Origin of the sequence: Akkermansia sp. RCC_12PD (genome assembly GCF_036417355.1) — a bacterium.
Lineage (GTDB): Bacteria > Verrucomicrobiota > Verrucomicrobiia > Verrucomicrobiales > Akkermansiaceae > Akkermansia.
The window spans coordinates 295,207-317,561 of sequence record NZ_CP143889.1 but is presented as its reverse complement, the minus strand read 5'-3'; the positions used below and the strand labels follow the sequence as shown (position 1 = coordinate 317,561).

Below are 22,355 nucleotides of genomic sequence, written 5' to 3'. Positions count from 1 at the left end.
CGCCTTTTCATGAACAATACGCAGAAATCACCGTTGCAGGAAGCCGTGGAACAGGCCCATGCCAAGGGGCGCCGCGCCGTCATTCCATTCATCACCGCCGGCTTTCCGGACATGGATTCCTTCTGGACCCATCTGGAGCGCATTGACGCGGCCGGGGCGGACATCATCGAGATAGGCGTTCCGTTTTCCGACCCGGTGGCGGACGGCCCCGTTATTGAAGACGCCTCCCGGGACGCGCTGGCCCGCGGGGTCAGCCTGAAATGGATTCTGGACGGCCTGAAGGCCCGCAAGGGGCAGTTCTCCGCCAAGCTGGCATTGATGGGTTACGTGAATCCCTTTTATCAATACGGCCTGGAAAATCTGGCACGGGACGCGGCGGAAGCGGGCGTTTACGGTTTCATCGTGCCGGACATGCCGCTGGAGGAATCCGGCATGTTCAGGAAGGTCTTTGCCCCTTATGGCCTGACACTCGTGACACTGGTGGCTCCCAACACCTCCGTGGAACGCATGAAAGAGTACAAGCCCTGTACGGAAGGATTCGTTTACGTGGTGTCCGTCCTCGGCACCACGGGAGGGAAGACGGATCTGGAGCAGAGTGTGGCGGAGACCATGCGCCGTGCCCGTTCCGTGTTTGACGTTCCGCTGGCGCTGGGCTTCGGCCTCCAGACGCCGGACCAGCTTGAGGCCCTGCCGGAAGACGCCCGTCCGGATGCCGCCGTGCTGGGAAGCGCCCTGCTCAAGCACATTGCCGCAGGGGGGGATGCGGGAGAATTCCTGCTGCCGTGGACCAGGTAAGCCGCTGACACGCCTGGTTTTGACTGGTTTCCATTCCGGGGCCTTGGGCGGGAGAAAACCGCACAAGGCCCCGTTTTTATGGTACAGCGGAAGGGGAGGAAATGAACGGTAAAAAAGTTTGTCATACTTAGACAAAAGTCAATATATGATTAACGTGATAAAAGTGAACTAATTGATTGGTATTTTAGTGCTGGAAATATTTGTTAGATAGAGGGTGTATTTACGTTTTCCTGATTTTTTTTGGAGAACTTTTTTTGGCAGGGAAGTTTTCTTTTGACGGAAAAATGAGATTTCCGTATATGAAATATAGAAAACATACATCACATGAAATTGAAACTGCCTCTGCGTTTGCTGGCCGCACTGGTGACTTCCTTTGCCGGAGTTACCGTCGGAACCGTTACTATAACCGCTCTTGCCGGGATTGCCGTTACCGTGTCGCTTTCTCCGGCGCTTGGAGCGGATATCACATTTGACGGCACCCAGATAACGGTTCCTTCCGGAGGTTCAGTGACTTATGACGCAGGAAACGTAACTGCATCCACAACTCTCCAATTTTCCGGAGCGGGCACGGCCACCATCACGAATTTGAATGGAGACGCCGCGGACGCCGTTCTGAGGGTGAACCGCGTAGCCAGTGGCGCCGCCAGTCTTTCTTCATTGATTTTGAATGGTCCGGGTACGTTCAACGGTGTGATTTCCATGTATTCCAACACGACAGGCGGTACCCGGAATAATATTCTGGAACTCAACCATGCCCTGGCGGCGCAGAACGCCACCATCAGGCTGGGCGGCTACAGCTATGCGGCGGGGGCTTCCGTGCTGCAGGCGAATGTGGACACCAGCATCAGCAAGCTGGAACATGACAATGTGGCCGCCCTGATCACCGGGGAAGGCACTACCCTGACCATTACCGGAGATTCCTCTTCCTACGGCGGCAGTTTCGGCGGTTCCATCACGGTGGATTATGTGGGGGGAGGGATTTTTACGCTGGGCAACTCCAACAAGAATACGGCTTTGACGCCCGCCGCGTCTCCGGACGCCACCCTTAAAATCAGCAGCGGCACGCTTTCCCTGTATTCCGGGAACGTCAACTGGACACAGAAACTCGTCATGGGGGACAATACGGTGCTGACCGTAGAGGACGGACCGCCCGTCAGCGGGTACTATAGCTACGATGCCAATTCCATCAACGGCAACGGTTTTACGTTCTCCGGGGAAGCCACGTTCGGAAGCGGCGTCAACATGACGACCGAGTACGGCAAGAATATCAAGTTCACGGGGGTGCTCACGGCGGCCGACGGCTTTACGATCAGCGGCTCAGACAGTGAGTACACGTATTATACCCTGTCCAACACGGAGAACCAACTGGGGGGGGACCATCTCCATCACCCGGAATTCCACCTCCCTGGGCATCAACGCCTCCGGTTCCCTGGGAACCGCGGCCGTCACCACTACTTCCGGCAGCCAGTACATTACGTATTACGGTACGGCGGGAGATGCGGTTGACGTCATTGACAATTCCATGACCGGAGCGGGCAACTTCGTGGCACAGTCCGGCTGGGTGCATCTCACGGAGAATGTGGCGCTCACGGGAACTTATACGGTCAATTCCGGGGCGGTCCTTTCCAAGGCGGGAACCGTCAACGCCGTGCTTGCCGGAGGCAGGCTGGACGCGGGCAATGGCAATCTGACGGTAACGGGAATAAGCGGCAGCGGCATGATCTCAGCTTCCTCCGGAACCATGAATTTCCAGAATGCCCTTACTGTGGGAGAGGGCATGGGCATTCTCGCCAACGGCACGGGGAGCATCACGGGGAGCGTTACCGTGGACGGCGGCCGCCTGTATTACACGTCCATGAACAATGTTTCTTCCGTTCTGCAGAGCATAACGTTTACGTCCGGCCTGATCGACTTTTCCCTTTTCCAGGAATTCCAGGACCTGTACGGTTCGGACGCTCTGATAGGTCAAACTTATGATCTGGGTGTCAACCTGGGCAATGGGTTCACGCTGGCGGACATTGATGAATCACTGTACACCATCAGCAATTCCTCCGGAAAAACCATCATCACGTTTACGGGCTCCGGCGCTTACGATACGGTGTGGGATCCCGCCTGGGGACTGGGGAGCGCTCCCTCTTCCGCGGCCGGCACTCTTGCGGACCAGCAGACCATGGCCCTGTACGGCATCCGCGGTTCTTCCATGCAGGACGGCTTCGGTTCTGTGAATGTCGTGACGGGAACGGGAGACGGCCTGACGGGCGTGATTCTGGCCGGCGGCTATTACAATACCAGCGCCACTGCCGAGGGAACGGCCATCACCACAGGTATCTGGACGGATGTAAGGAACGGTGATTACAACATCATCATCGGCGGCAGCTATGCCAACAACTGGGGCGGTACCGGCGCGTGGAACGTGACCGGGGACATCCATACCCAGATTCAGGGGGATTCGGTCGTGAACTGGGTGGTGGGCGGCAACTATAAGGACGGACTGAACGCAACCGTCACGGGGGACGTTTACGTGTCCGTGGACGGCAATGCCGTGATCAAGGGGTCCCTGGTGGGCGGTGGCACGGCGGCCCACAATTCCATCAACACCATTGACGGCAGCACCTACGTCGTCGTGCGCAGCATGCAGAGCGAGACGGACGAAACCATCACCCTCAATTCCGTGGCCAGGGGCTTCATCATCGGCGGCAGCGCGTATGAAACCAATGCCGCTTCCGGGGGAGCTATCTCCGGAAGCACCAACGTGACGATTGACCTGGGAAATGCATCCGGCAATTTCGTCAAGAGTATTGTGGGCGGTTCCCATGCGGGGGGCACCGGCACCAGCACGACCCGGGCCTTTTCCATCGCCGAGGATACGAATGTGAGCATCATCGCCTCTCCGGGAGCCGTTTTCACGGGTAATATTTATGGCGGCTCCTATGCCGGGGGCGGCGGTGCGGGGAACGCAACGGTAGGCGGCAATTCCACGCTGACCCTGGACGGCGGCACGTATGAAGGAGCCCTTTACGCCGGAGGCGGAGGCGCCAAGTCCGTCGTCAGCGGAAATGCCTCCCTTGTCGTGAAGAAGGCCGTGTTCCGGGCAGGAAGCACGCTGAACGTCACGGAAGGGGCGGTCAGGGGAACGTCTTCCCTGCTGCTGGGCGGTTACGGAAGCACCTCGGACCACGCCATTTCCTTCTCCAATACGGTCGTTGCCGGGTTTGACATCGTCAAAATGTTCCAGGATTCCTTCTTTACGGGGAACCTGAACATGGACGGAGGCACGCTGGCGCTGGCCGGCGGCGCGGGGACATCCGTCCAGATGAACGGGAACTTCTCCCTGTCCGCGGAAGGGGAATTGAAACTGGATCTGTCCGAATTCGGCGTCCTGACGAATGGCATGACTGTTCTGAGCACCACCGGGCTGAGCAATATTACTTCCATCCAGGCATCCTTTGCGGATGGCGTGGGAGGAACCATCTCCCTTTCACAGAATGGACGGGAACTGATTTACACTGAAATTCCCATGCTGTTGTGGGCCGGCGGAGCCAGCGGAGCCTGGGGTGCGGAGAATATCTGGACGGATGGGGGAACTCCCGCCACTTATACGGCGGGACATGCCGTATCCTTCACGGACCAGGCGGGGGTGCCCGTCTCCAGCGTGCAGCTGGATTCTGAAGTTTCCCCCCTCTCCGTACTGGTCCGGAATTCCACGACCCGCTATGAGTTTGCAGGAACCGGAGCCCTGACCAACACTTCCGTAGTCAAGGAAGGAACGGGTACCCTGGTGATCGGTTCCGCCTCCGTCCTGGGAACGGGAACCACGGTTTCCGTGGAACAGGGCATTCTGGCGTTCAGTTATGATACGGACGTGCCCGCTTCAGGCATTACGTGGGGAGCGGGTTCCTTCCTGGGAGCGGCCAATGGAGCGACGGTTACGGTGAATCTGGGTACTGTGACCAACCCGGCGTTCTCTCTTTCTCCGGATGCGGGCTCCTTCATCAATTTGGTGGCACCTTCCGCAATCACCTTTGCCAACAATATTACGGGGGCCGGCACCGTTTTGAAAACCGGAGCAGGATTGCTGAGACTGTCGGGAGCCAATTCCGGACATATTGTGGTGCAGGAAGGTAATCTCCAGGTGGGGGACAATACGGCCTCCATCAACTGGGGATCAGCCGGTTCCTCCGTCACGCTCCAGGGCGGCACGATGCTGAACATCAGCGGCAGAAGCAATTCCCACCATGTGATCGGTTCCGACCTGGTGCTGGGTACTTCAGCCTCGGATGCCGTCTCCCTGAGATGGAATGACGCTTCCCAGGCAAACGCCGCCAATTATCAATACAATTTTACCGGAAACGTTACCGTCAACGGGAATGTGACCGTTACCGGCATAGCGGGCTGGGCCAAGGAAATGGGCTTTACCGGTACGCTGACGGGGGACGGAACACTCACGTACAAGCGCGGCGAAGGAGACGGCAGGTATAACGCCAATGGGAAAATGATCATTAACGGAGATGCTTCAGGCTTCACCGGAACGGTCGTTGCAGACGCCACGCACGGCTATAGCGCGGGCCTGGATTTGTATTCTTCCATGACCCAGGGTTCCGTCGCGCTTACTTCCGGGGACAATACCACCGGGTTCGCTTTCATGCGGGTGCTGGGAGATATTGAAATTGCCTCCCTGGACGGCACCGCCAACTCCCAGGTGGGCGCGGTGGGGGGCGCCCGTACGCTTACGGTGGGCTCCGGCACGTACAACGGCTCCATTGTAGATAAGGGCGTAGCCATTGCCTACGGAGCTACCGCCATTTCCTATGACCAGAACGGGGTGCTTTCCCTGACCAAGGTCAGTGACGGAACGCTCACGCTGGGCGGGACGGTAGGATATACGGGCCTTACCGATGTCCAGGGCGGCACGCTGGCCTTCACCGGGACAAGCGCCGTGGCCCTGGGCAACATTACCATGGCTGCGGGTACCAGAATGAGCACCGCGGGCGCCCTGAATGTGACGACCGGTTCCAGCCTGACTCTGGATATCAGCTCCGCCATCACGGCGGGAGGAGCGTTCGGTCCCGGGACCTTCACCCTGACCCTGAACGGGCTGGAAGGAATTACGGAGGCCGGGGAATACACGCTGATTAGCGCCGCAAGCGGTCTTGACGCCGTGAACGCCATTTTCAACTGGAGCGGTTATATCGGGGATGAAACGCTGATTTACGCGCTCCAGCAGACGGGCACCGCCCTGAAACTGGTGGTGACTTCCGCCGGAGAAGTATGGATCTGGCAGGGGACCCCCGGATTGGATTGGAGCGATTCCACCACCGGGGAACAGTGGGGGATTTCCGGTTCTTCGGAAACGGCCGCAGGAAAGAGCCTCGTCTTCAATAATACCGGGGCCGGAACCGTCACGATTTCCGGTCCGGTGACTCCGGCTTCCATCACCGTGAACAACGCCGCCGGGAGCGATTATGAATTCGTGTCCGACGGCACCGGGAAGATTGCGGACGGCACCTTGACCAAGCGCGGCGAAGGAAAATTGACCCTGAACCTGGACAATACGGGCTGGACGGGGGATATTTCCATCCAACAGGGGGAACTGGTGGCGCAGGTTGCCAATTCCCTGGGTTCCGGCGGCATCACTATCGCCGGAGGCACGCTGACGCTGGCGACGGCGGATGTCCAGGCGGGGATGGGGATGATTTCCCTCCAGAGCGGAGCCCTGAATCTGGCCTCCGGCGATTTTGCCACGGCATTCACCAGCTCCACCATGGAGTGGACGGGAGGCGCCCTGATGCTGGGTGATGATGTGACGGCGACCATCGCCAAGGAACTGGCCCATGAAAAAACCGTGGAGCTAGCGGCAGGTTCCGTATTGACCGTCAGCGGAACGAATGACAATGCGGCACTGACACTGAATGCGTCCGGAACCGGTACCGTTTCCGTGGGGCTGGGCACGAGTTATGGCCTGAATGTACTGAATATGAGTACGGAATTCCAGGGCACCCTGGCGGTTACGGCGGGCTACTTCCAGCTCAACAATGTGACCATGGGGGCGGATGCCGTGCTGAAGCTGGCGGATTCCAACGTCCGCACGGAATGGAACGGCACGGCGGGGGGAACCTTTGCCAACGATATTGTGTTTACGGGCAACCAGGTATTCGCCACCACTGATTTCACCCTGAGCGGCGATCTGAGCGGCACGGCGTTTTCCACGCAGGGAGCGGGCAATATCACGCTGACGGGCGGCGTCGATCTGGACGGCCAGCTCAAGGTACACCGCGGCACGGTGACGGTGAACAGCTCCGCGGTGGCGAAGCTGGGCGACAGCATCGACATTCAGAATAATTCCACGCTGGCCTTCGCCCGCGACTTTTCCTATGCGGGAGTAATCAGCGGAACGGCGGGCAGCACGCTGGCCGTCAATGGAGGAACATTGGAACTCACCGGGGCGAATACCTTCCTGGGCTCCCTGGCGATTGCCGGCGGAGCCACGGCGCGCCTGGGGGACGGCGGTACATGGGCCGGGGCCATATCCGGCGCGGGCTCCCTGGTGATCGACACCACGGGGAATGTGACGCTGACTGGAGGCAATACCTCCTTCTCCGGATCAACGACACTTTCCGGCACGGGCACCGTGACCCTGACGGACGCCGATTCCCTGGGATCCGGCAGAGTGACCGTCAACAACGGCGCTCTGGACCTGGCTTCCCAGAATGCGGCCAACGTCATCCTGATCACGAAGGGCAATCTGCTGAATGCCGGGAACAAAACCGCGGGGAATGTGGAGATAGCCGCTTCCGCCGGAACGCAGGGTTCGCTGAACACCATCAGCCTGGGCGGCTTGTCCGGCAGCTTGGTGCAGTCCATCGTCATGGAGGATTTCACGCGCCTGACGGGGATCAGCGGTCCCCTGGACATGACTGGGAAGACAGTCACCCTGAAGCTGGACAGCGGCAGCCTGACGACGGGCGGCAACACGGGAACGGGCGTCATTGACGCGGACAGCCTCACGCTTTCCTCCGCTACCACGACGATCAACCTGAGTAACCAGGCAGTGCTGGACCTGCTTGCCGCCAACCGGGAATCCATTGACGGCGTAGGGCTGGTGCTGACCACGGGAACCCTGTCCGTGGATAATTACAGGCAGATATCCTTCTCCCCGCTGCTGGCCTCCCTGGGCTATGCCGTCACGGAGGTGCTGGGAGCGGACGGAACGCTGATGGTCAGCGGCAATACGGACCTGACTTATCTGGTGGATACGACGCCCACTTCGGACAATCCCTACATCGACAATTACGCGACGCTGGACCCCTACAAGGCCGTCGGCATCAACGGCGCCACGCTCCATGTGAGCCTAGAGGGCGCTCCGGACGCTTCCCGGAACGGGGACGGCTTGAAGGTCAGCAACCTGATCGGCAGCAACGCCTCCCTGGTGGTGACGAATACGGCGGCGGATGCCGCGTCAAACCACGCCGTGGTGGACCTGGTCCAGAATATTGACGCCGGAAGCAACAGCTACGGAGGCACCATCAGCGGGGACCACGTGGACTTTATCAAGAAAGGAGCGGAAACGCTGACGGTGGAGGGCAATTTCACGGGGAACGATTCCATGCTGAGTTCCACGGAAGGGGAAATCGTGCTGAACGGCGCGGCCAACAGCCTTTCCACGCTGAACCTGGCCGGAGGAGACATCACGCTGGGCGGCCGGAATGACGGCGCCTCCCGCACGACGACGGTGGAAACCCTGTCTTCCGGAACGGGCGGCGGTACGCTGGACCTGGGACGCGGAGCGCTGCTGGTTGTCACCGGACAGGCGGCGGGAAGCCATGTGACGGACGTCACTATTTCCGGAGACGGCACATTGACCTTGGGCGGGACGGGTACGGATTCCTCCCTGACGCTGGGGAACGGTTCCTCCCTGGACGGCGTTCTGCTGGACATTCGCGAGGGTTCCGCCCTTTCAACGGCCGCCGGCTCCACGAACAATGTTTCCGGCCTGGCGGGCGGCGGCGCGCTGAAGCTGGGCGGTGCGGAAATGACGGTCAATTCCAGTGCGTCCCATTCCTTCACGGGAACCCTGGACGGCGCTTCCGGCACGCTTAATTTCAAATCAGGCAACGGAAGCGTGCAGACCATCCAGGGAGCGGGCAATGCCGGCTATAACCTGAATGTCAGCGACGGCGGTTCGCTGACCCTGGCCGGGGCTTCCGCGGGAAGCGGAGACCCGGCCACGGCTTCCTACAAGGGCATTACCGTGAACGGCGGAACGCTCAATATAGGCAGCACGGACGTGCCCAAGACCCAGTTGACGCTCGGTACGGACGGCCTGCGCGTAACGGGGAACAGCACGGTGACCATCACCACGTCCTCCACGACGGTGGACGGCTTGGGCGCTCCCTTCGTGACCTCCAGCGGCAGCATTGTGCTGGGGGACGGAACGGGGGAAGTCACGCTGGTCATGAGCAATCTGGATACGCTGGTTTCCGGAGACACTTCCACGCTGAACCTGGAATTGTTCAAGACGACGGGCGGAGCCCTGGTCTCCCTGGGGGACAACGTCACTCTGCAGGACATGATCCTCAGCTCGCTGTACGACAATCTGGAGCTGACCACCAATGACAACATGACGGCCATCATCGTCACCGGCGAGGCGCGCACGGAGAACATCTTCCGCGACTCCGCCCTGACGAGGAATGCCGGAACCGGATCCGACATTCTCTGGAATTCCCGGTACAACATGCCGGAAGGCTCCACGCTGCGCGACCTGTACACGTCCGTACTGGTTTCCCAGAACAGCGGGGATTATTCCGGAGCGGCCCGCAAGCTGGCCGCCGCCGCGGGCTCCACCGTCACCAGCCTGGGCATCGCGCAGCGGGATTCCCTGCGGGACCAGATGCTGTGGGTCCGCAACCGCGTGGCACAGATGGGGGTCAACCCCGCCTACGTCAATGAAGACATGCCCTACTTCCACATGTGGATGCAGGGCACGGGTTCCTATGCCAAGCTGGACACCAAGGGGGATGAAAGCGGCTACAAGCTCACCACCTGGGGAGGCACCGTGGGCATGGACGTGGATTTTAGCGACTCCTTCACGCTGGGAGCGGCGTTCACGGCCAACTACGGCAGCCTGTCAGCCAGCGCGGCCGATACCGCGGACGGCGACCTGGACAGCTACTACGTGAACCTCTTTGCCCGCTACCAGTCCCGCAACTGGTCCCACCTGCTGGTGCTTACGGGAGGCTGGAACGACGCCAAGCTCACCCGCACGGTGGACTATGGCACGGGCAGCTACCAGGGGTACGGCAGTACGACGGGCGCGGGCTTCGGGGCCATGTATGAACTGGCGTACGACATTCCGCTGAATGAGGACAAGAGCGTGGTGCTCCAGCCCCTGTTCAACGCCTCCATCGTCACGACGCGCATGGACGGCTACCGTGAAAGCGGTTCCGCCGGAAATGCCGGGCTGCGCGTGGAAGACCAGGAATTGACCACGGGCGCCCTGGCCGTGGGCGCCAGGCTCTCCGGCCTGGTGGGTTCCAACATCTTCGGCCGCGAGGCGCTGGGCGAGGTGCGTGTCAACGTCTCTCAGGACATGGGCGACCGCCGCGGGCAGGCCAATGTGGGCTTCCTGGCCGATCCGGGCTACACGCGCCCGGTGTACGGGGCCAAGGTGGGCTCCACGGCGTTCCAGGCCGGAGTGGGCCTGAGCGTTCCGGTAGGGTACCAGGGAGTGATCTTCATGGAGGGGAACGCGGACATCCGCAGCGGTTCCAGCTCCCTGAACGGAAGCATCGGCTACCGCTACAATTTCTAGGGTGGTATTCAGAAAAGGAGAATCGGAAGAATTCTCCCATGGCTGGCAGGGCCGTCCCGGAGGAACCGGGGCGGCCCTGACTTGATCAGCGGGCAGCCTGTGCAGGCCTGCCTGGAGCAAGGGAACTCCCTATTTCCTCCATTCCCATTCGATGGGGGTTTCCAGATCCGGATGCAGAGCCCGGCGGACCGGGCAGGTCATGGCGGCTTTTTCCAGCATGGAGCGCAGCGGATGGCTGCCGTCCAGGGGCATGACGGCTTTCAGTTCAATTTTTTCAATGCCTTTTTCAGATTCCACGGCATGGGCCAGGATGCGCATCCCCCTCAAGTCAACTTCTTTTCTGGCCGCAATTACGGAAAGCAGGCTCATCATGCAGGAAGAGAGCGTAGCCCCCAGCAGCATGCCGGGAGTGGGGTATTTTTCCCTGCCTCCGTAACTGGCGGACAGGTCTGTAAATGTTTTTTCCTCAGAGCGGGCGTACGTGGTTTCACAGCGGAATTGCCCCACGTTTTCCGTGCGGGAAGTATATTTATCATCAGTCATAATGGTATGACAGGAAATGCCGGGTGCGGACTCATCCGCAGTTTGTCAGTTTTGTCCCTGAATTATTAGGGAAGAAAACAGGGAAGGGGAGAGAATGCGGCCTGTTCCGGTGATTACGGTATCTCTCTGGGGGATGCTTCATGTTCCGGACGACCATAGCTCCGTGCCGGAAGAATTGCGGACGGGAAGGGCGGCAATCCTGCCGCTCCCGGCGGGCGAGGTTGTAAAAAAAACAGGGAAAACGCCGGGTTACCGCGGTTTATGTTTCCGGAGCCTGGGGACTTGGTAGCGGAAGGTTCCCGCTTTTCGAGGCCCGGAATTGTTGCGGAGCGGAGGCCGGAGCGCAATATCGCTGAAAATCCGTAAGGCCGCAGAATCGGCATTTCCAGACTGCGGCATACCGGGTATTATCCCAGAATGCGGCGGATCGGTTTCGCGTAAAGTTCCGGTTCCAGTAGGAAGGAGTCATGCCCCTTGGTGGAAATGATGGTATGGAATTCCGCGGGAATGCCGGCTTTTTCCATTTGGTTCGCAAAGTCCTGTTGTTCCGCCGGACGGAAGCAGCAGTCCGTATCAATGGAAAAGATGAGGGCGGGAATTGTTTCCCGGCGGAATCCTTCCAGCGCGGCGGAAAACGTACCTTCCGGCGTGTGGTCGCGGATATCGAATTCCGCCCACATATCCGCAATGCGTAGGTAGGAGTTGGCGTCAAAGCGTTCCGCAAATTTGGTGCCCTGGTGCAGCATGTAGCTTTGCGTGCTGCGGGTGGGCTTCAGCCACGCAAGCATGCCGGACTGGCCGCCCACTTCCTTTCTGGCGCGCTGTTCCAGCCCTTCCTGGTAAACGAAGGATTTGTGGCCGATGATGCGGGCGAAGGCCAGCCCTTTTTTGGGGAAAGGGCCCTGGTAATAGTCTCCGCCCCGGAAATCCGGGTCCAGTTCAATGGCCAGGATTTGTTCAAACAGGGAGAGGCGGTGTTCGATGGAGGCCCTGTAGCCGGAACCGATTGAAATAAAGCTTTTGACGCGTGCCGGGAACTGGCAGGCAAGGCTCAGGGCAATCAGGCCGCCCACGGACGGACCGACCAGATGCACACGTTCAATCCCCAGGCTGTCCAGCAGCAGCGCCTGCAAGCGGGCCTGGTCCGCCACTTCCACATGCGGGAAGCGGGAGCCGTAGGGCAGGTTGTCCACGGGGCTGGTGCTGGCGGGGCCGGTCGTGCCGTAGCAGCCCCCCAGGTAGTTGGCGCAGATGATGCAGAAGCGGTCCGTGTCCAGAGGTTTTCCGGGGCCGATGATGCTGTTCCACCAGCCTTCATGGTTTTCCGGTTTCCAGAGGGCGCCGATGCCCGGCACGTCCGGGTTATAGCCGTAGGCGTGCTGGCTGCCGGAAAGGGCATGGAACAGCAGGATGACGTTGTCCTTTTCCGGCGACGGGGTTCCGTACTGCTCATAGGCGATGCGCACTTTCTCCACCACGGCGCCGTTCCTCAGGGGGAAGGAGCCGGGAAGGTCCAGGAATCTGGTTTGGACGTAGGGAAGCTGCATGGGCATGTAGGAAGGAGTTCGGTCACCAAAAAAAGACCGGCACCCGGCGGGCGGCGGTCTTTTTTAAATCTGTGTTGGGCCAGGGTTTACTTGACGCCCTTCTTGGAAAGACGCGTACCTGCCGTGGCGCCCTGGCGGGCCTTGAATTTGGGATTGCTCTTGCAAATCACATACAGCGTGCCCTTGCGCTTCACGATTTGGCAGTCTGCGTGGCGGCGCTTCATAGAGGCTAAGGAAGAAAGAACTTTCATGGTGTATAACTCCGGTTTGGTGTTCGGTTCGGGAGACGGAATATACCGTTTGGTTAAGAATTGTAAAGTCATTTCTTTACCGAAAGGAAAATTGTTGCGGGCCGCTCCCGGGAGCGCCGGGAAAAAGGAGTCTTCTTCAGCGGAGGAATGGGCTGCCTTTTCCTCTCCGGGAACCAGGTGTCAGGAAGCAGGAAATGGCGGAAAAAGAGCCGTTTTTCCGTAACGGCGCGCCGGAAAGTCGTGATGAAGCCCGGAGCTATTGAATAAAGGGTTTGTGGACCGGCGCGGATTTGTATAACATTCACTCCGGTTTTCTTATGGCGAGCTCTCTTTCATCCGATCCTCCCCCTTCCTCCCGGAAGGCGTTTGTCCATTATGCGGGGATGAAGGGATTCCTGCTGATGGAGGGGCTGCTGAAGCTTGTGGGCATGAAGACGCTGTTCCGCCTGGGGCGCGTGGCCGGCGGCGCGGCATGGCATTTGCTGCCACAGCGCCGGAAGATTGTGGAAAGGAATCTGCGCATCGCCCTGAATCCGGCCTTGCGCGGCAGGGAGCTGAAGAAGCTGGGCAAGGAGAATTTCAAGAGGACGATCGCCAATTTCCTGTGTTCCGCCAAGACGGCCATTCTGACGGATGACCAGTTGAAAAAGTGCGTGGAAATCACGGGGCACGAGGCCTTTGCCCGGCCTGTGCTGGAAGGGCGCGGGCAGGTGTGCGCCATTGCCCATTCCGGAAATTGGGAGGTGCTGGCGAGAATACGCGTGTTTTATCCGGAGATTGAGCGTTACGGCTCCATGTACCGCCAGTTTGACAATCCTCTGATGGAGGAATACATGTACAGGCGCCGCACGGAGCGGGGCACGCAGATGTTTTCCAAGGAGGGCGGCATCAAGGCGCCAATGAAGATGCTCAAGGAAGGGGGCGCGCTGGGCGTTCTGAGCGACCAGTTCGTCTGGGAAGGGGTGTATGTGCCCTTCTTCGGCAAGGTGACCGGAACGACGCCGCTGCCCGCCCTGCTGCGCAAGCGGACCGGGGCGGACATGGTGGCGATTGCCGTGCGTACGGACAAGCCGGGCCACTGGATCGCGGATATGGGCAATGTGATGGATTTTTCCGGTTCCGACGGTTCCCTGGCCGGGGATACTGTGGAGGTGAACAGGCATTTGGAAAAGTTGATCGGCAAGTCCGTTCTGGACGTGTTCTGGATGCACCACCGCTGGAAGTCCATCGACCGTTTTGCTCCCAGGGATGAAAAGACGTTCAGGCTTTTGGAGAAGATGGAACTGAAGCCGTACCGCATTTTGGTGGCCGTTCCCAGGGCTCTGGATGAAGCCTTGCTGACCGTTCCATTGATCAGGGCGCTGAAGGGCGCCAGGCCGGACATGCAGGTGAGCGTCATCTGCCCGTCCGACCAGGCGGGCGTTTGGAAAACATTTGAGGAAGTGGCCCATGTCCTGCCGCATGATTCCCTGAAGCAGCTCCGGGAAGCATTGGCCGCGGATGAGTTTTACAATGAAGGCCCCCTGGATCTGGGCGTCATGCTGGACCAGGATATGGAAACCCTCAAGGCTCTGGCACCGTATGGCCCCATGATGTTTTCCGGCCTGGACACCCATCCCGGATGCCGGAAGTACAAGTTCCGGGTAAAAGCTCCCGTGCTGAAGGCGGCTCCTCCCGTCCACCGTGTCCGGCCCTATTTGCAGCTGGGGGATTTGCATGGCCTGGACATCTGGAACCCTTCCATGTTTACCGCGAAAAAGGCGGATGCCGGGGAGGGCGCTCCCATTCTGGTCGCTCCGTTTTCCACGCTGGGGACTGCCAGTGAATGGGGGGAGGAGCAATGGGAGGAGCTGGTGCGCTCCCTGCCGGACAGGCCGGTGTTGGTCGCCTTGGAGGAAGACCGCGCGCGGGCTTCCGCCCTGGCGGAACGGCTGCAGGTGGAGATGAAGGCCGGGGCGCCGGAAGATCTGTTCCCCGTCATGGATGCGGCGGCGGCGGCCATTGCCGTGGACGGTGTTATTCCCTCTCTCTGCTCCTGCCGCGGCCTTCCGACGGTGACTCTGTTTTCCACCAGGCTTCCGGACGTGTGCCGTCCGCTGGGGCAGTTCCACCGCTCCCTGTACAGCCACCGGTGCTGTTCCCCGTGTTTCCTGAGGGAATGCGACCGCGGCACCCCCTGCAACCGCAGCATTTCCGTACAGGAAGTGCTGAACGCTCTGGCCGAAATTTCCGGGAAGTCTTGACCGTCAGTCATGTCCGTGCTAAAGGAAGTGAAGGGTTTTCCGCCTTTCCCCCCTCTGCCTGACTCCTGCCGACCATGAGCCGGTTTTCCCTCACCAAGTATTATATGGATTGCGTGACTTCCTCCGGGAAAGTCATTCTTTGTTATGCCTCTGACCTGGCATTCGCGAACATGCAGTTGAGGCAGTCGTCCGTTCTGGTGAATGCACCAGAGGGAACTTATGCTAGGCAGAGTTTTTTCCGCGGGAGATTGCCGGAGTCCGTGAACGGAGGGTGGAACTGGCATTGCCCTGCTCTGGGCGCGCGCGGCAGATGGACGGGCGGAGGTTCTCCGGTTCCGGAGGCTGTCCTCTATGAGCAGGCGGGTGGAAGAAAAGTCGTTTGGCAATGCCTGGTGCCCCGTGCGCAGGTTTGTTTTTCCCTGCATGGAAAGCGTGAAACGGGAAATGGCTATGTGGAATGCCTGACCATGAACGTGGAACCGTGGAAGCTGCCCGTGGATGTACTGCACTGGGGGCGTTTTCACGGCGATGGAGGTGAAGCGCTTACCTGGATTTCATGGGAAGGGGAACATCCCCTGTCTCTTCTGCTTGAGGGCGGCAGGCAGATCCTGCCGGCTCCGGAGCTTCGCGCTGCCGCCGACGGTTCCCGCATTGCGTTCGGCGGTTCGTTTGCCGGAAACAGCCTTGAGTTTTCTCAGGGAAAAGTGCTGCGAACGGGAGATATTTCCCGCACGGCCCTGCGCTATTTCCCCGGAGCGGCCAAACGGCTGGTGCCACAGTCCATTCTCCACCTTCGAGAAACCAAATGGGCGGGGGTTGCCCTGTTCCTCCACGGGGGCGCTGCCTGCCCCGGATTTTCCATTCACGAAGTTGTCCATTTTCATCCCCCATGCGTATGATCCAATTTTTTAAAAAGCTGCTGTCCGGGCGGTGCTTCTACGCATTCGTCTTCTGCGTTTTCATTCCCTGCCTGCTTTGGAGCGGTGCACGGGCGTGGGAGCCGTTCATGAAGCTGGAGCCCATCCATTCCACGGCGGCGGGCATGACCGCAGTTTTGGCCGGGGCCATTCTGATGGGAGGTTCCATGATGGCCCTGAAAAAACAGGGAGGCGGTCTTCCCATGAATGCCTTTCCTCCCCCCCGGTTCGTCTCCTCCGGATTTTACGGATTAGTTCCCCATCCGATTTACGTGGGATTCTGCCTGGCCTGTGCGGGCATCTCTCTGTGGACGGGATCGGCCGCCGGGCTGTATGTGATGACTCCGCTGGCCGTCATGGGGTGCCTCGCCATTGTCTGGGGCTATGAGCGGTTGGATTTGATCCGCCGCTTTGGAACATCCGCTCCGCCTACGCTGGCGGGACTGCCGCCGAATACGGATGAGCCGGCCGGATGGCACAGAAGGTGTACGGGCCTTGTCTTGATAGGGGCGTTCTGGGCTGCCGCGTATTATGGCGGAGCCTTGACGCGCGTGACGGAAGGCGCTCCGGATTGCCGCGTGTTCGGAGAATCCGGGAACGTGGTTTCAGAAAGCGCCGTCTGGGTTTACCAGAGCATTTACATCATCGTTCCTCTTGTCCTTCTGTTTTTTTCCAATACCTGCCGGAGGCTGAGGCGCATGGAGGTGATGGTGTACGGCTGTTTTGGCCTGGGGCTGTTTTTGTTCCTGATGATCCCTTTTTCCTGCCCCCTTAAGGAGTTCCAGCCGGAGACGCTGGCCGGGCATGCCCTGCTGCTGGACCGCCGGGAATTGCCTGACTGTTGCGTGGCTTTTCCTTCCTTTCACGTGCTGTGGGCCTTGATTACCGCCTTCTTCCTGTGGCGTGACGTTTCACGACCGGCCGGAATTGCCGCCTTTTTCTGGGCCGCCGCCCTGGCCTGGAGTTGCGTTGCCACGGGGATGCACGGCTGGCTGGATGTTCTCGGCGCCCTGGGGGTCTTTCTTCTGGTTGCCGGATATCGCCGCACGGCCGCTTTTTTGCTGAAGCTTGCTGAACGCCTTGCCAATTCCTGGACCAGCTGGAGGTTTGGCCCCTACCGCATCATCAATCATGCCGTATACGTATTTCTTGCCGCCTTTTTCGGGTATGTTCTTTCTACAGCCCTGGCCGGAGAAGCCTACGGAGGTGCCGTTGCTGTCGTGGCGCTGTGCTCTCTGGCCGGAGCCGGGCTGTGGGCACAAATCGTCGAAGGGTCTTCCAGGCTGTTGAGGCCTTTTGGTTATTACGGCTCTGTTCTCGGGGGATTGGCCGGAGTGGCTCTCGCCGCCGTTCTGCAGCCCCTCATGTCTCCAGGGGAGCCCTTCAACGGCTGGGTCCTGTTCGGAGCCATGGCCGTGTCCTCCCCGTGGGTCCAGGCCATCGGGCGGCTGCGCTGCCTTGTCCAGGGATGCTGCCACGGACATCCCGTCTCTCCTGAACACGCCTCATGGGGTATTGTCCATGAAAATCCGGCCTCACGCGTATGCAGATTGACGGAATGGAGGGGAATTCCGCTTCATCCCACACCGCTGTATTCCATAGGCTTTAATCTCCTTTCCGGCTGGATTCTGGTGCGCCTGTGGTATGGCGGGATGCCTGCCGGGCTGCTGATTGGGCTTTATTTCATGCTCTCCGGGCTTTCCCGGTTCGTGGAAGAAGCTTACCGCGGAGAGCCTCAGACCCTTCGCCATGCGGGGCTTTCCGACTATCAGTGGCTCTCTGTCGGATTCGCGGTACTGGCCTTTGTTTTCTGGAACATTCCCTCTTCCATGATTCCCGTTCCGGCACCGGAATGGCACGTTTCCTCCCTGCTTCCGGGAGTATTGCTGGGATTGCTTTATGCGTTCTGCATGAGTACGGATTTTCCCGACTCCAACAAGAGGTTTGCCCGGCTTACTTCGTGAGGGGGGAGAGATGAAGAAAAACTTCCTCCTTGAGTAATAAGATGGTTTTCTTTTCCATTCCTGACGCGGAAACAGCGGCGGCATGCTACCGTGATTTGATGCTGTCTTCCAACCGCCTGAACAAGCTGATGCTGGATATTCTGGATGCCGGATATCCTGCCGCACCCGGGATGCTTGTGGAATATCATTTCCTGTTGAAGCGGGTCAACGATCTTTTATTTGAATTCAATGTACTGGAGCTGGAGGGGGAACAACGGGATTTTTTTCTGAAAAGGCGCCCTGAATTAAAGGGGCTGTTTGATGATCAGGCCAGGAACGAGGTGATGGATTGCGTTTATCTCCATGATGAAGATGGTGGGCGTCCGGACATTAAGGATGCCTTCCTTCTTGAACTTACGGCAATGAGGAAGCCTTACAGTTCCCTTCTGGATGATTTTTCCGGGTTGCCGTTAAACCGTGAGCAGGAGGAATGGCTGGCATTCAGTGGACAGGTCTCCATCAGGATTTCAAGAATGGAGTTTTTTTTGCGTCGCATGGCTGGAATATGCGGAAGGGCTTCCGTGGAAGGCTTGAAGAAGCATTGGGAATGGGTCAGGAATCATGAAAAGGAAATGGTGTGTGTGGCGCGCAAGTGCGAGGAAATGTTTTCCTCCCTTTCTCCGGAAGATCCACTGGTTGAACTGTTTGTAGTAATTGACGCAAGATTGTGATTCCATTATGTGGATTTTTGTGAACAGTGCATGGCGCTCCTTTCCTGTCCGGGGTGGGGGAATGATGGGGACAGAACGCTTTTGGAGGAGATGAAAGCGTATGGTTCCCGTTATACGGCGGCCTTGCGTTGCGATGTGTTTGCGGCAGATGATGCGGATACGCATCTGGAGGAAGTAAAACGTTCGGGGAAGATCGTCTTTCCGCACGGATTGATGCCGTGCCGCCGTGATTTTACACAGAAATGATTTTAATGCACGCAGTCCGGGAACCCTTCCCGGCGGAAAACATGGCGCGCCTGTTCCGTCAGTTCCGCGGACGGTTCCGGAACGTCCTTCAAGGTGTACTCCAGATTCAGTTCATCCCACTTGAAGCGTCCCATCTGGTGGAAGGGCAGCACGTCCACGCGTTCCACGTTGCCCAGGCGCGCCGCATGGCGGGAGAGCTCCGCGATGTCTTCCATGTTGTCCGTGAGGCCGGGAACCAGCACGTACCGGAGCCAGACGGGTTTGCGGAGGGCGGCCAGGCGTTCCGCGAATTGCAGGGTAGGGCGCAGTTCCCCGCCTGTCAGGGCCTTGTACTGTTCCGGGTTCCATGCCTTGATGTCCAGCAGGACCATGTCCGTGTCCGCCAGCATGTCTTCATCCGCATTCCGTCCCAGGTGGCCGGAGGTGTCCAGGCAGGTGTGCAGGCCCAGGCCTTTGCATCCCTTCAGCACGGCTTTGGAAAAGTCCGGTTGAAAAAGGGGATCGCCTCCGGATAGGGTGACGCCTCCGCCCGCCGCCAGCAGGAAATCCCGGTAACGGGCTATTTCTTCCAGAACGTCCGCCGCGCTTCTGTTCCGGCCCCGGCGCACGCAGGAGGCGTCCGGGTTGTGGCAATAGCGGCAGCGCAGGCTGCACCCGGACAGGAAGAGGACGAAGCGGATGCCGGGGCCGTCCACCGTGCCGCAGGATTCCACGGAATGGACCAGACCAGCGGCGGCGGATTCACCACCCGGGACCGGGTTCTGGGGAAAGGGCTGGGGCATCCGCTTCCTGGCTGGGTTAACGGGTGTGGAAGGTTCGGTTGAGAACCTCCTCCTGCTGTTCGCGGGTGAGCTTGATGAAGTTCACGGCATAGCCGGAAACGCGGATGGTCAGCTGCGGGTATTTTTCCGGGTGATCCATGGCGTCCAGCAGGGTTTCCCGTTCCAGCACGTTCACGTTGATGTGGTGCCCGGTGGCGGCAAAATAGGCGTTCAGCAGGGAGACGAGTTTGGCGCGGCGTTCCCCTTCTTCCTTGCCCAGGGCCTGCGGCACGATGGAGAAGGTGTAGGAAATGCCGTCCAGGGAGTCGTCATAGGACAGTTTGGCGACGGAAAGCATGGAGGCCACGGCTCCGTTTCTGTCCCTGCCGTGCATCGGGTTGGCCCCGGGCGCGAAGGGTTCCCCGGCGCGGCGGCCGTCCGGCGTATTGCCCGTCTTCTTGCCGTAAACCACGTTGGAAGTAATGGTCAGGATGGACTGGGTGGGGAGGGAGCCGCGGTAGGTGTGGAGCTTGCGCAGCTTTTCCATGAACCCGGTGACCAGGCCGCAGGCAATCTCGTCCACGCGCGGGTCATTGTTCCCGTAGCACGGGAATTCCCCTTCCGTCCTGAAATCCACAATGAGGCCGTCTTCATTGCGGATGGCCTTCACCGTGGCGTACTTGATGGCGGACAGGGAGTCCGCGGCCACGGAGAGCCCGGCGATGCCCGTAGCCATCGTACGCAGGATTTCCGGATCATGCAGCGCCATTTCAATGCGTTCATAGCAGTACTTGTCGTGCATGTAGTGAATGATGTTCAGGGCGTCAATGTAGGTCTTGGCAAGCCAGTCCTGCATCTTGTCGTACAGGGCCATCACTTCATCATACTTCAGAATTTCCTCCGTATAGCGCGGGGAGGGCGGGGCTACCTGCTTGCCCTTGAGTTCATCCATGCCGCCGTTCAGGGCATAGAGCAGGCACTTGGCGAGGTTGGCGCGCGCGCCGAAGAACTGCATCTGCTTGCCGATGCGCATGGCGGATACGCAGCATGCAATGCCGTAGTCGTCACCCCAGTGCGTGCGCATCAGGTCGTCGTTTTCATATTGGACGGAAGACGTCTCAATGGAGACCCTGGCGCAGAAGCTCTTAAAGGCTTCCGGCAGGTTCCCGGCCCACAGTACGGTCAGGTTCGGTTCCGGAGCCGGACCCAGGTTGTACAGCGTCTGGAGCATGCGGAAGGAGCTGCGGGTGACCAGGGTGCGGCCGTCTTCCCCCATGCCGCCGATGGATTCCGTCACCCAGGTGGGGTCCCCGGAAAAAAGGTTGTTGTAGTCGGGCGTGCGGATGAAGCGGACGATGCGCAGCTTCATCACGAACTGGTCCATGATTTCCTGCGCTTCCTCCTCCGTAAGGAGGCCCTGTTCCAGGTCCCGGGTGAAGTAGATGTCAAAGAAGGTGGAGACGCGGCCCAGGGACATGGCCGCGCCGTTCTGTTCCTTCACGGCGGCCAGGTAACCCAGGTAGGTCCACTGGACGGCTTCACGGGCATTCGCGGCGGGGCGGGCAAGGTCGCAGCCGTAGGAGGCGCCCATTCGGGCGAGTTCCTCCAGGGCGCGGATTTGTTCGCTCATTTCCTCGCGCAGGCGGATAACCTCGTCCGTGAGGGGCCTGTTTTCATAACTTTTCAGGTCCTTGCGGCGTTCGGCGGCCAGTTTGTCCGTGCCGTACAGGGCCACGCGGCGGTAGTCCCCGATGATGCGCCCGCGGCCGTAGGCGTCCGGAAGCCCGGTGATGATGCCGGCGGAACGGGCGGCGCGAATGTCTGACGTGTAGGCGTCAAAGACGCCCTCGTTATGCGTCTTGCGTATCTTGTTGAAAATGTCCGCGGTCTTTTCGCACATCTTGAACCCGTAGGCTTCCAGGGCCTGCTGGGCCATGCGCAGGCCGCCGAAGGGCATCAGGGCGCGTTTCAGGGGCGCGTCCGTCTGGAGGCCCACGACCACCTCCAGCTCCTTGTCAATGTAGCCTGGCTTGTGGGAGACGATGGAGGAAACCACTTCCTCGTCCGCGTCCAGCACGCCGCCGTTGTCCGTTTCCCGTTTCAGCAGGACTTTCAGTTCCTCCCAGAGCTGAAGCGTGCGCCGGGATGGTCCGGAAAGAAAATCTTCATTGCCGGAATAAGGCGTGTAATTGTTCTGGATGAAATCCCGTACGTCGATGGACTCCGTCCATGCTCCGGGCTTGAATCCCTGCCATTCCTGCGGGAGGGCGGGGGATGCCTTCAAGTCTTTTGCCATGCTGATCATAAATAGGATATGGTGTGGAAAAACGGAGATTACGGCCCCGGCCTCCGAAAGGCCGGAAACGGCGAAACTCCGCGCCGCTTGATTATACCCGGAATTTGCAGGGGCAACAAGGCCAATTCTTCCGGGCCCGGCCTGTTTCAGGCATCCGGCTGCTGGGATGTTGCCCAGGAAGGAAAGATGTGCTGGGAAAGGAACTGAGTTTGCTTCTGAAAAAATGGACGGCAGGTACAAGGGAGGTTCCGTGGTCCGGTAAAATGGGAATGGA

The 22,355-nt window shown here is 59.5% G+C and carries 12 protein-coding genes; 7 read left to right on the top strand and 5 right to left on the bottom strand.

All coding sequences use genetic code 11. The annotated features are described in order from the left end of the window. Nucleotides 1-9 precede the first annotated feature (9 nt). The 3 genes from trpA (at nucleotide 10) to V3C20_RS01235 (ending at nucleotide 10,603) form a co-directional block, all read left to right on the top strand. Nucleotides 10-795 (top strand): tryptophan synthase subunit alpha, encoded by a 786-nt coding sequence (trpA, locus tag V3C20_RS01245; protein WP_130082951.1) that lies wholly within the window; start codon nucleotides 10-12, stop codon nucleotides 793-795. A 324-nt stretch (nucleotides 796-1,119) separates the two neighbouring features. After that, nucleotides 1,120-2,301, top strand: coding sequence for a hypothetical protein (locus V3C20_RS01240; protein ID WP_330019357.1), 1,182 nt, complete (start codon nucleotides 1,120-1,122; stop codon nucleotides 2,299-2,301). 16 nt (nucleotides 2,302-2,317) lie between these two features. Further along, entirely contained in the window at nucleotides 2,318-10,603 is an 8,286-nt protein-coding gene (locus tag V3C20_RS01235) for an autotransporter-associated beta strand repeat-containing protein (RefSeq protein ID WP_295971395.1), read from the top strand. Between the two features lie 129 nt (nucleotides 10,604-10,732). Here V3C20_RS01235 and V3C20_RS01230 read toward each other — a convergent pair whose 3' ends face one another. The 3 genes from V3C20_RS01230 to ykgO all read right to left on the bottom strand — a co-directional run bounded on the left by V3C20_RS01230 (nucleotide 10,733) and on the right by ykgO (nucleotide 12,944). Beyond that, nucleotides 10,733-11,146 carry an OsmC family protein gene (locus V3C20_RS01230; protein WP_067571486.1) on the bottom strand — a complete coding sequence of 138 codons (414 nt, stop codon included), beginning with the start codon at nucleotides 11,144-11,146 and terminating at the stop codon, nucleotides 10,733-10,735. 407 nt (nucleotides 11,147-11,553) lie between these two features. Further along, nucleotides 11,554-12,693 (bottom strand): homoserine O-acetyltransferase, encoded by a 1,140-nt coding sequence (metX, locus tag V3C20_RS01225; protein WP_161981192.1) that lies wholly within the window; start codon nucleotides 12,691-12,693, stop codon nucleotides 11,554-11,556. A gap of 86 nt (nucleotides 12,694-12,779) precedes the next feature. Continuing rightward, nucleotides 12,780-12,944, bottom strand: a complete 165-nt coding sequence (gene ykgO / locus V3C20_RS01220) for a type B 50S ribosomal protein L36 (protein ID WP_065529996.1) — start codon at nucleotides 12,942-12,944, stop codon at nucleotides 12,780-12,782. A gap of 317 nt (nucleotides 12,945-13,261) precedes the next feature. Here ykgO and V3C20_RS01215 point away from each other — a divergent pair, with 317 nt between their 5' ends. From V3C20_RS01215 to V3C20_RS01200, 4 genes are all read left to right on the top strand, one after another. Continuing rightward, nucleotides 13,262-15,187: a glycosyltransferase family 9 protein gene (locus tag V3C20_RS01215; RefSeq protein ID WP_130082948.1), complete on the top strand. Its 1,926-nt coding sequence runs from the start codon at nucleotides 13,262-13,264 to the stop codon at nucleotides 15,185-15,187. Nucleotides 15,188-15,261: 74 nt separating this feature from the next. Next, nucleotides 15,262-16,086 carry a hypothetical protein gene (locus V3C20_RS01210; protein ID WP_130082947.1) on the top strand — a complete coding sequence of 275 codons (825 nt, stop codon included), beginning with the start codon at nucleotides 15,262-15,264 and terminating at the stop codon, nucleotides 16,084-16,086. After that, entirely contained in the window at nucleotides 16,077-18,068 is a 1,992-nt protein-coding gene (locus tag V3C20_RS01205; protein WP_161981448.1) for a prolipoprotein diacylglyceryl transferase family protein, read from the top strand. Before V3C20_RS01210 ends, V3C20_RS01205 begins: the two co-directional genes overlap by 10 nt. Before the next feature lie 41 nt (nucleotides 18,069-18,109). Next, nucleotides 18,110-18,778 carry a hypothetical protein gene (locus tag V3C20_RS01200; protein WP_130082945.1) on the top strand — a complete coding sequence of 223 codons (669 nt, stop codon included), beginning with the start codon at nucleotides 18,110-18,112 and terminating at the stop codon, nucleotides 18,776-18,778. Between the two features lie 248 nt (nucleotides 18,779-19,026). Here V3C20_RS01200 and pflA read toward each other — a convergent pair whose 3' ends face one another. Both pflA and pflB read right to left on the bottom strand, forming a co-directional pair. Next, entirely contained in the window at nucleotides 19,027-19,806 is a 780-nt protein-coding gene (pflA, locus tag V3C20_RS01195) for a pyruvate formate-lyase-activating protein (protein WP_130082944.1), read from the bottom strand. A 16-nt stretch (nucleotides 19,807-19,822) separates the two neighbouring features. Then, a complete protein-coding gene (gene pflB, locus V3C20_RS01190) occupies nucleotides 19,823-22,090 on the bottom strand; it encodes a formate C-acetyltransferase (protein WP_130082943.1) in 2,268 nt (755 codons plus the stop codon). Between the last annotated feature and the right edge of the window lie 265 nt (nucleotides 22,091-22,355).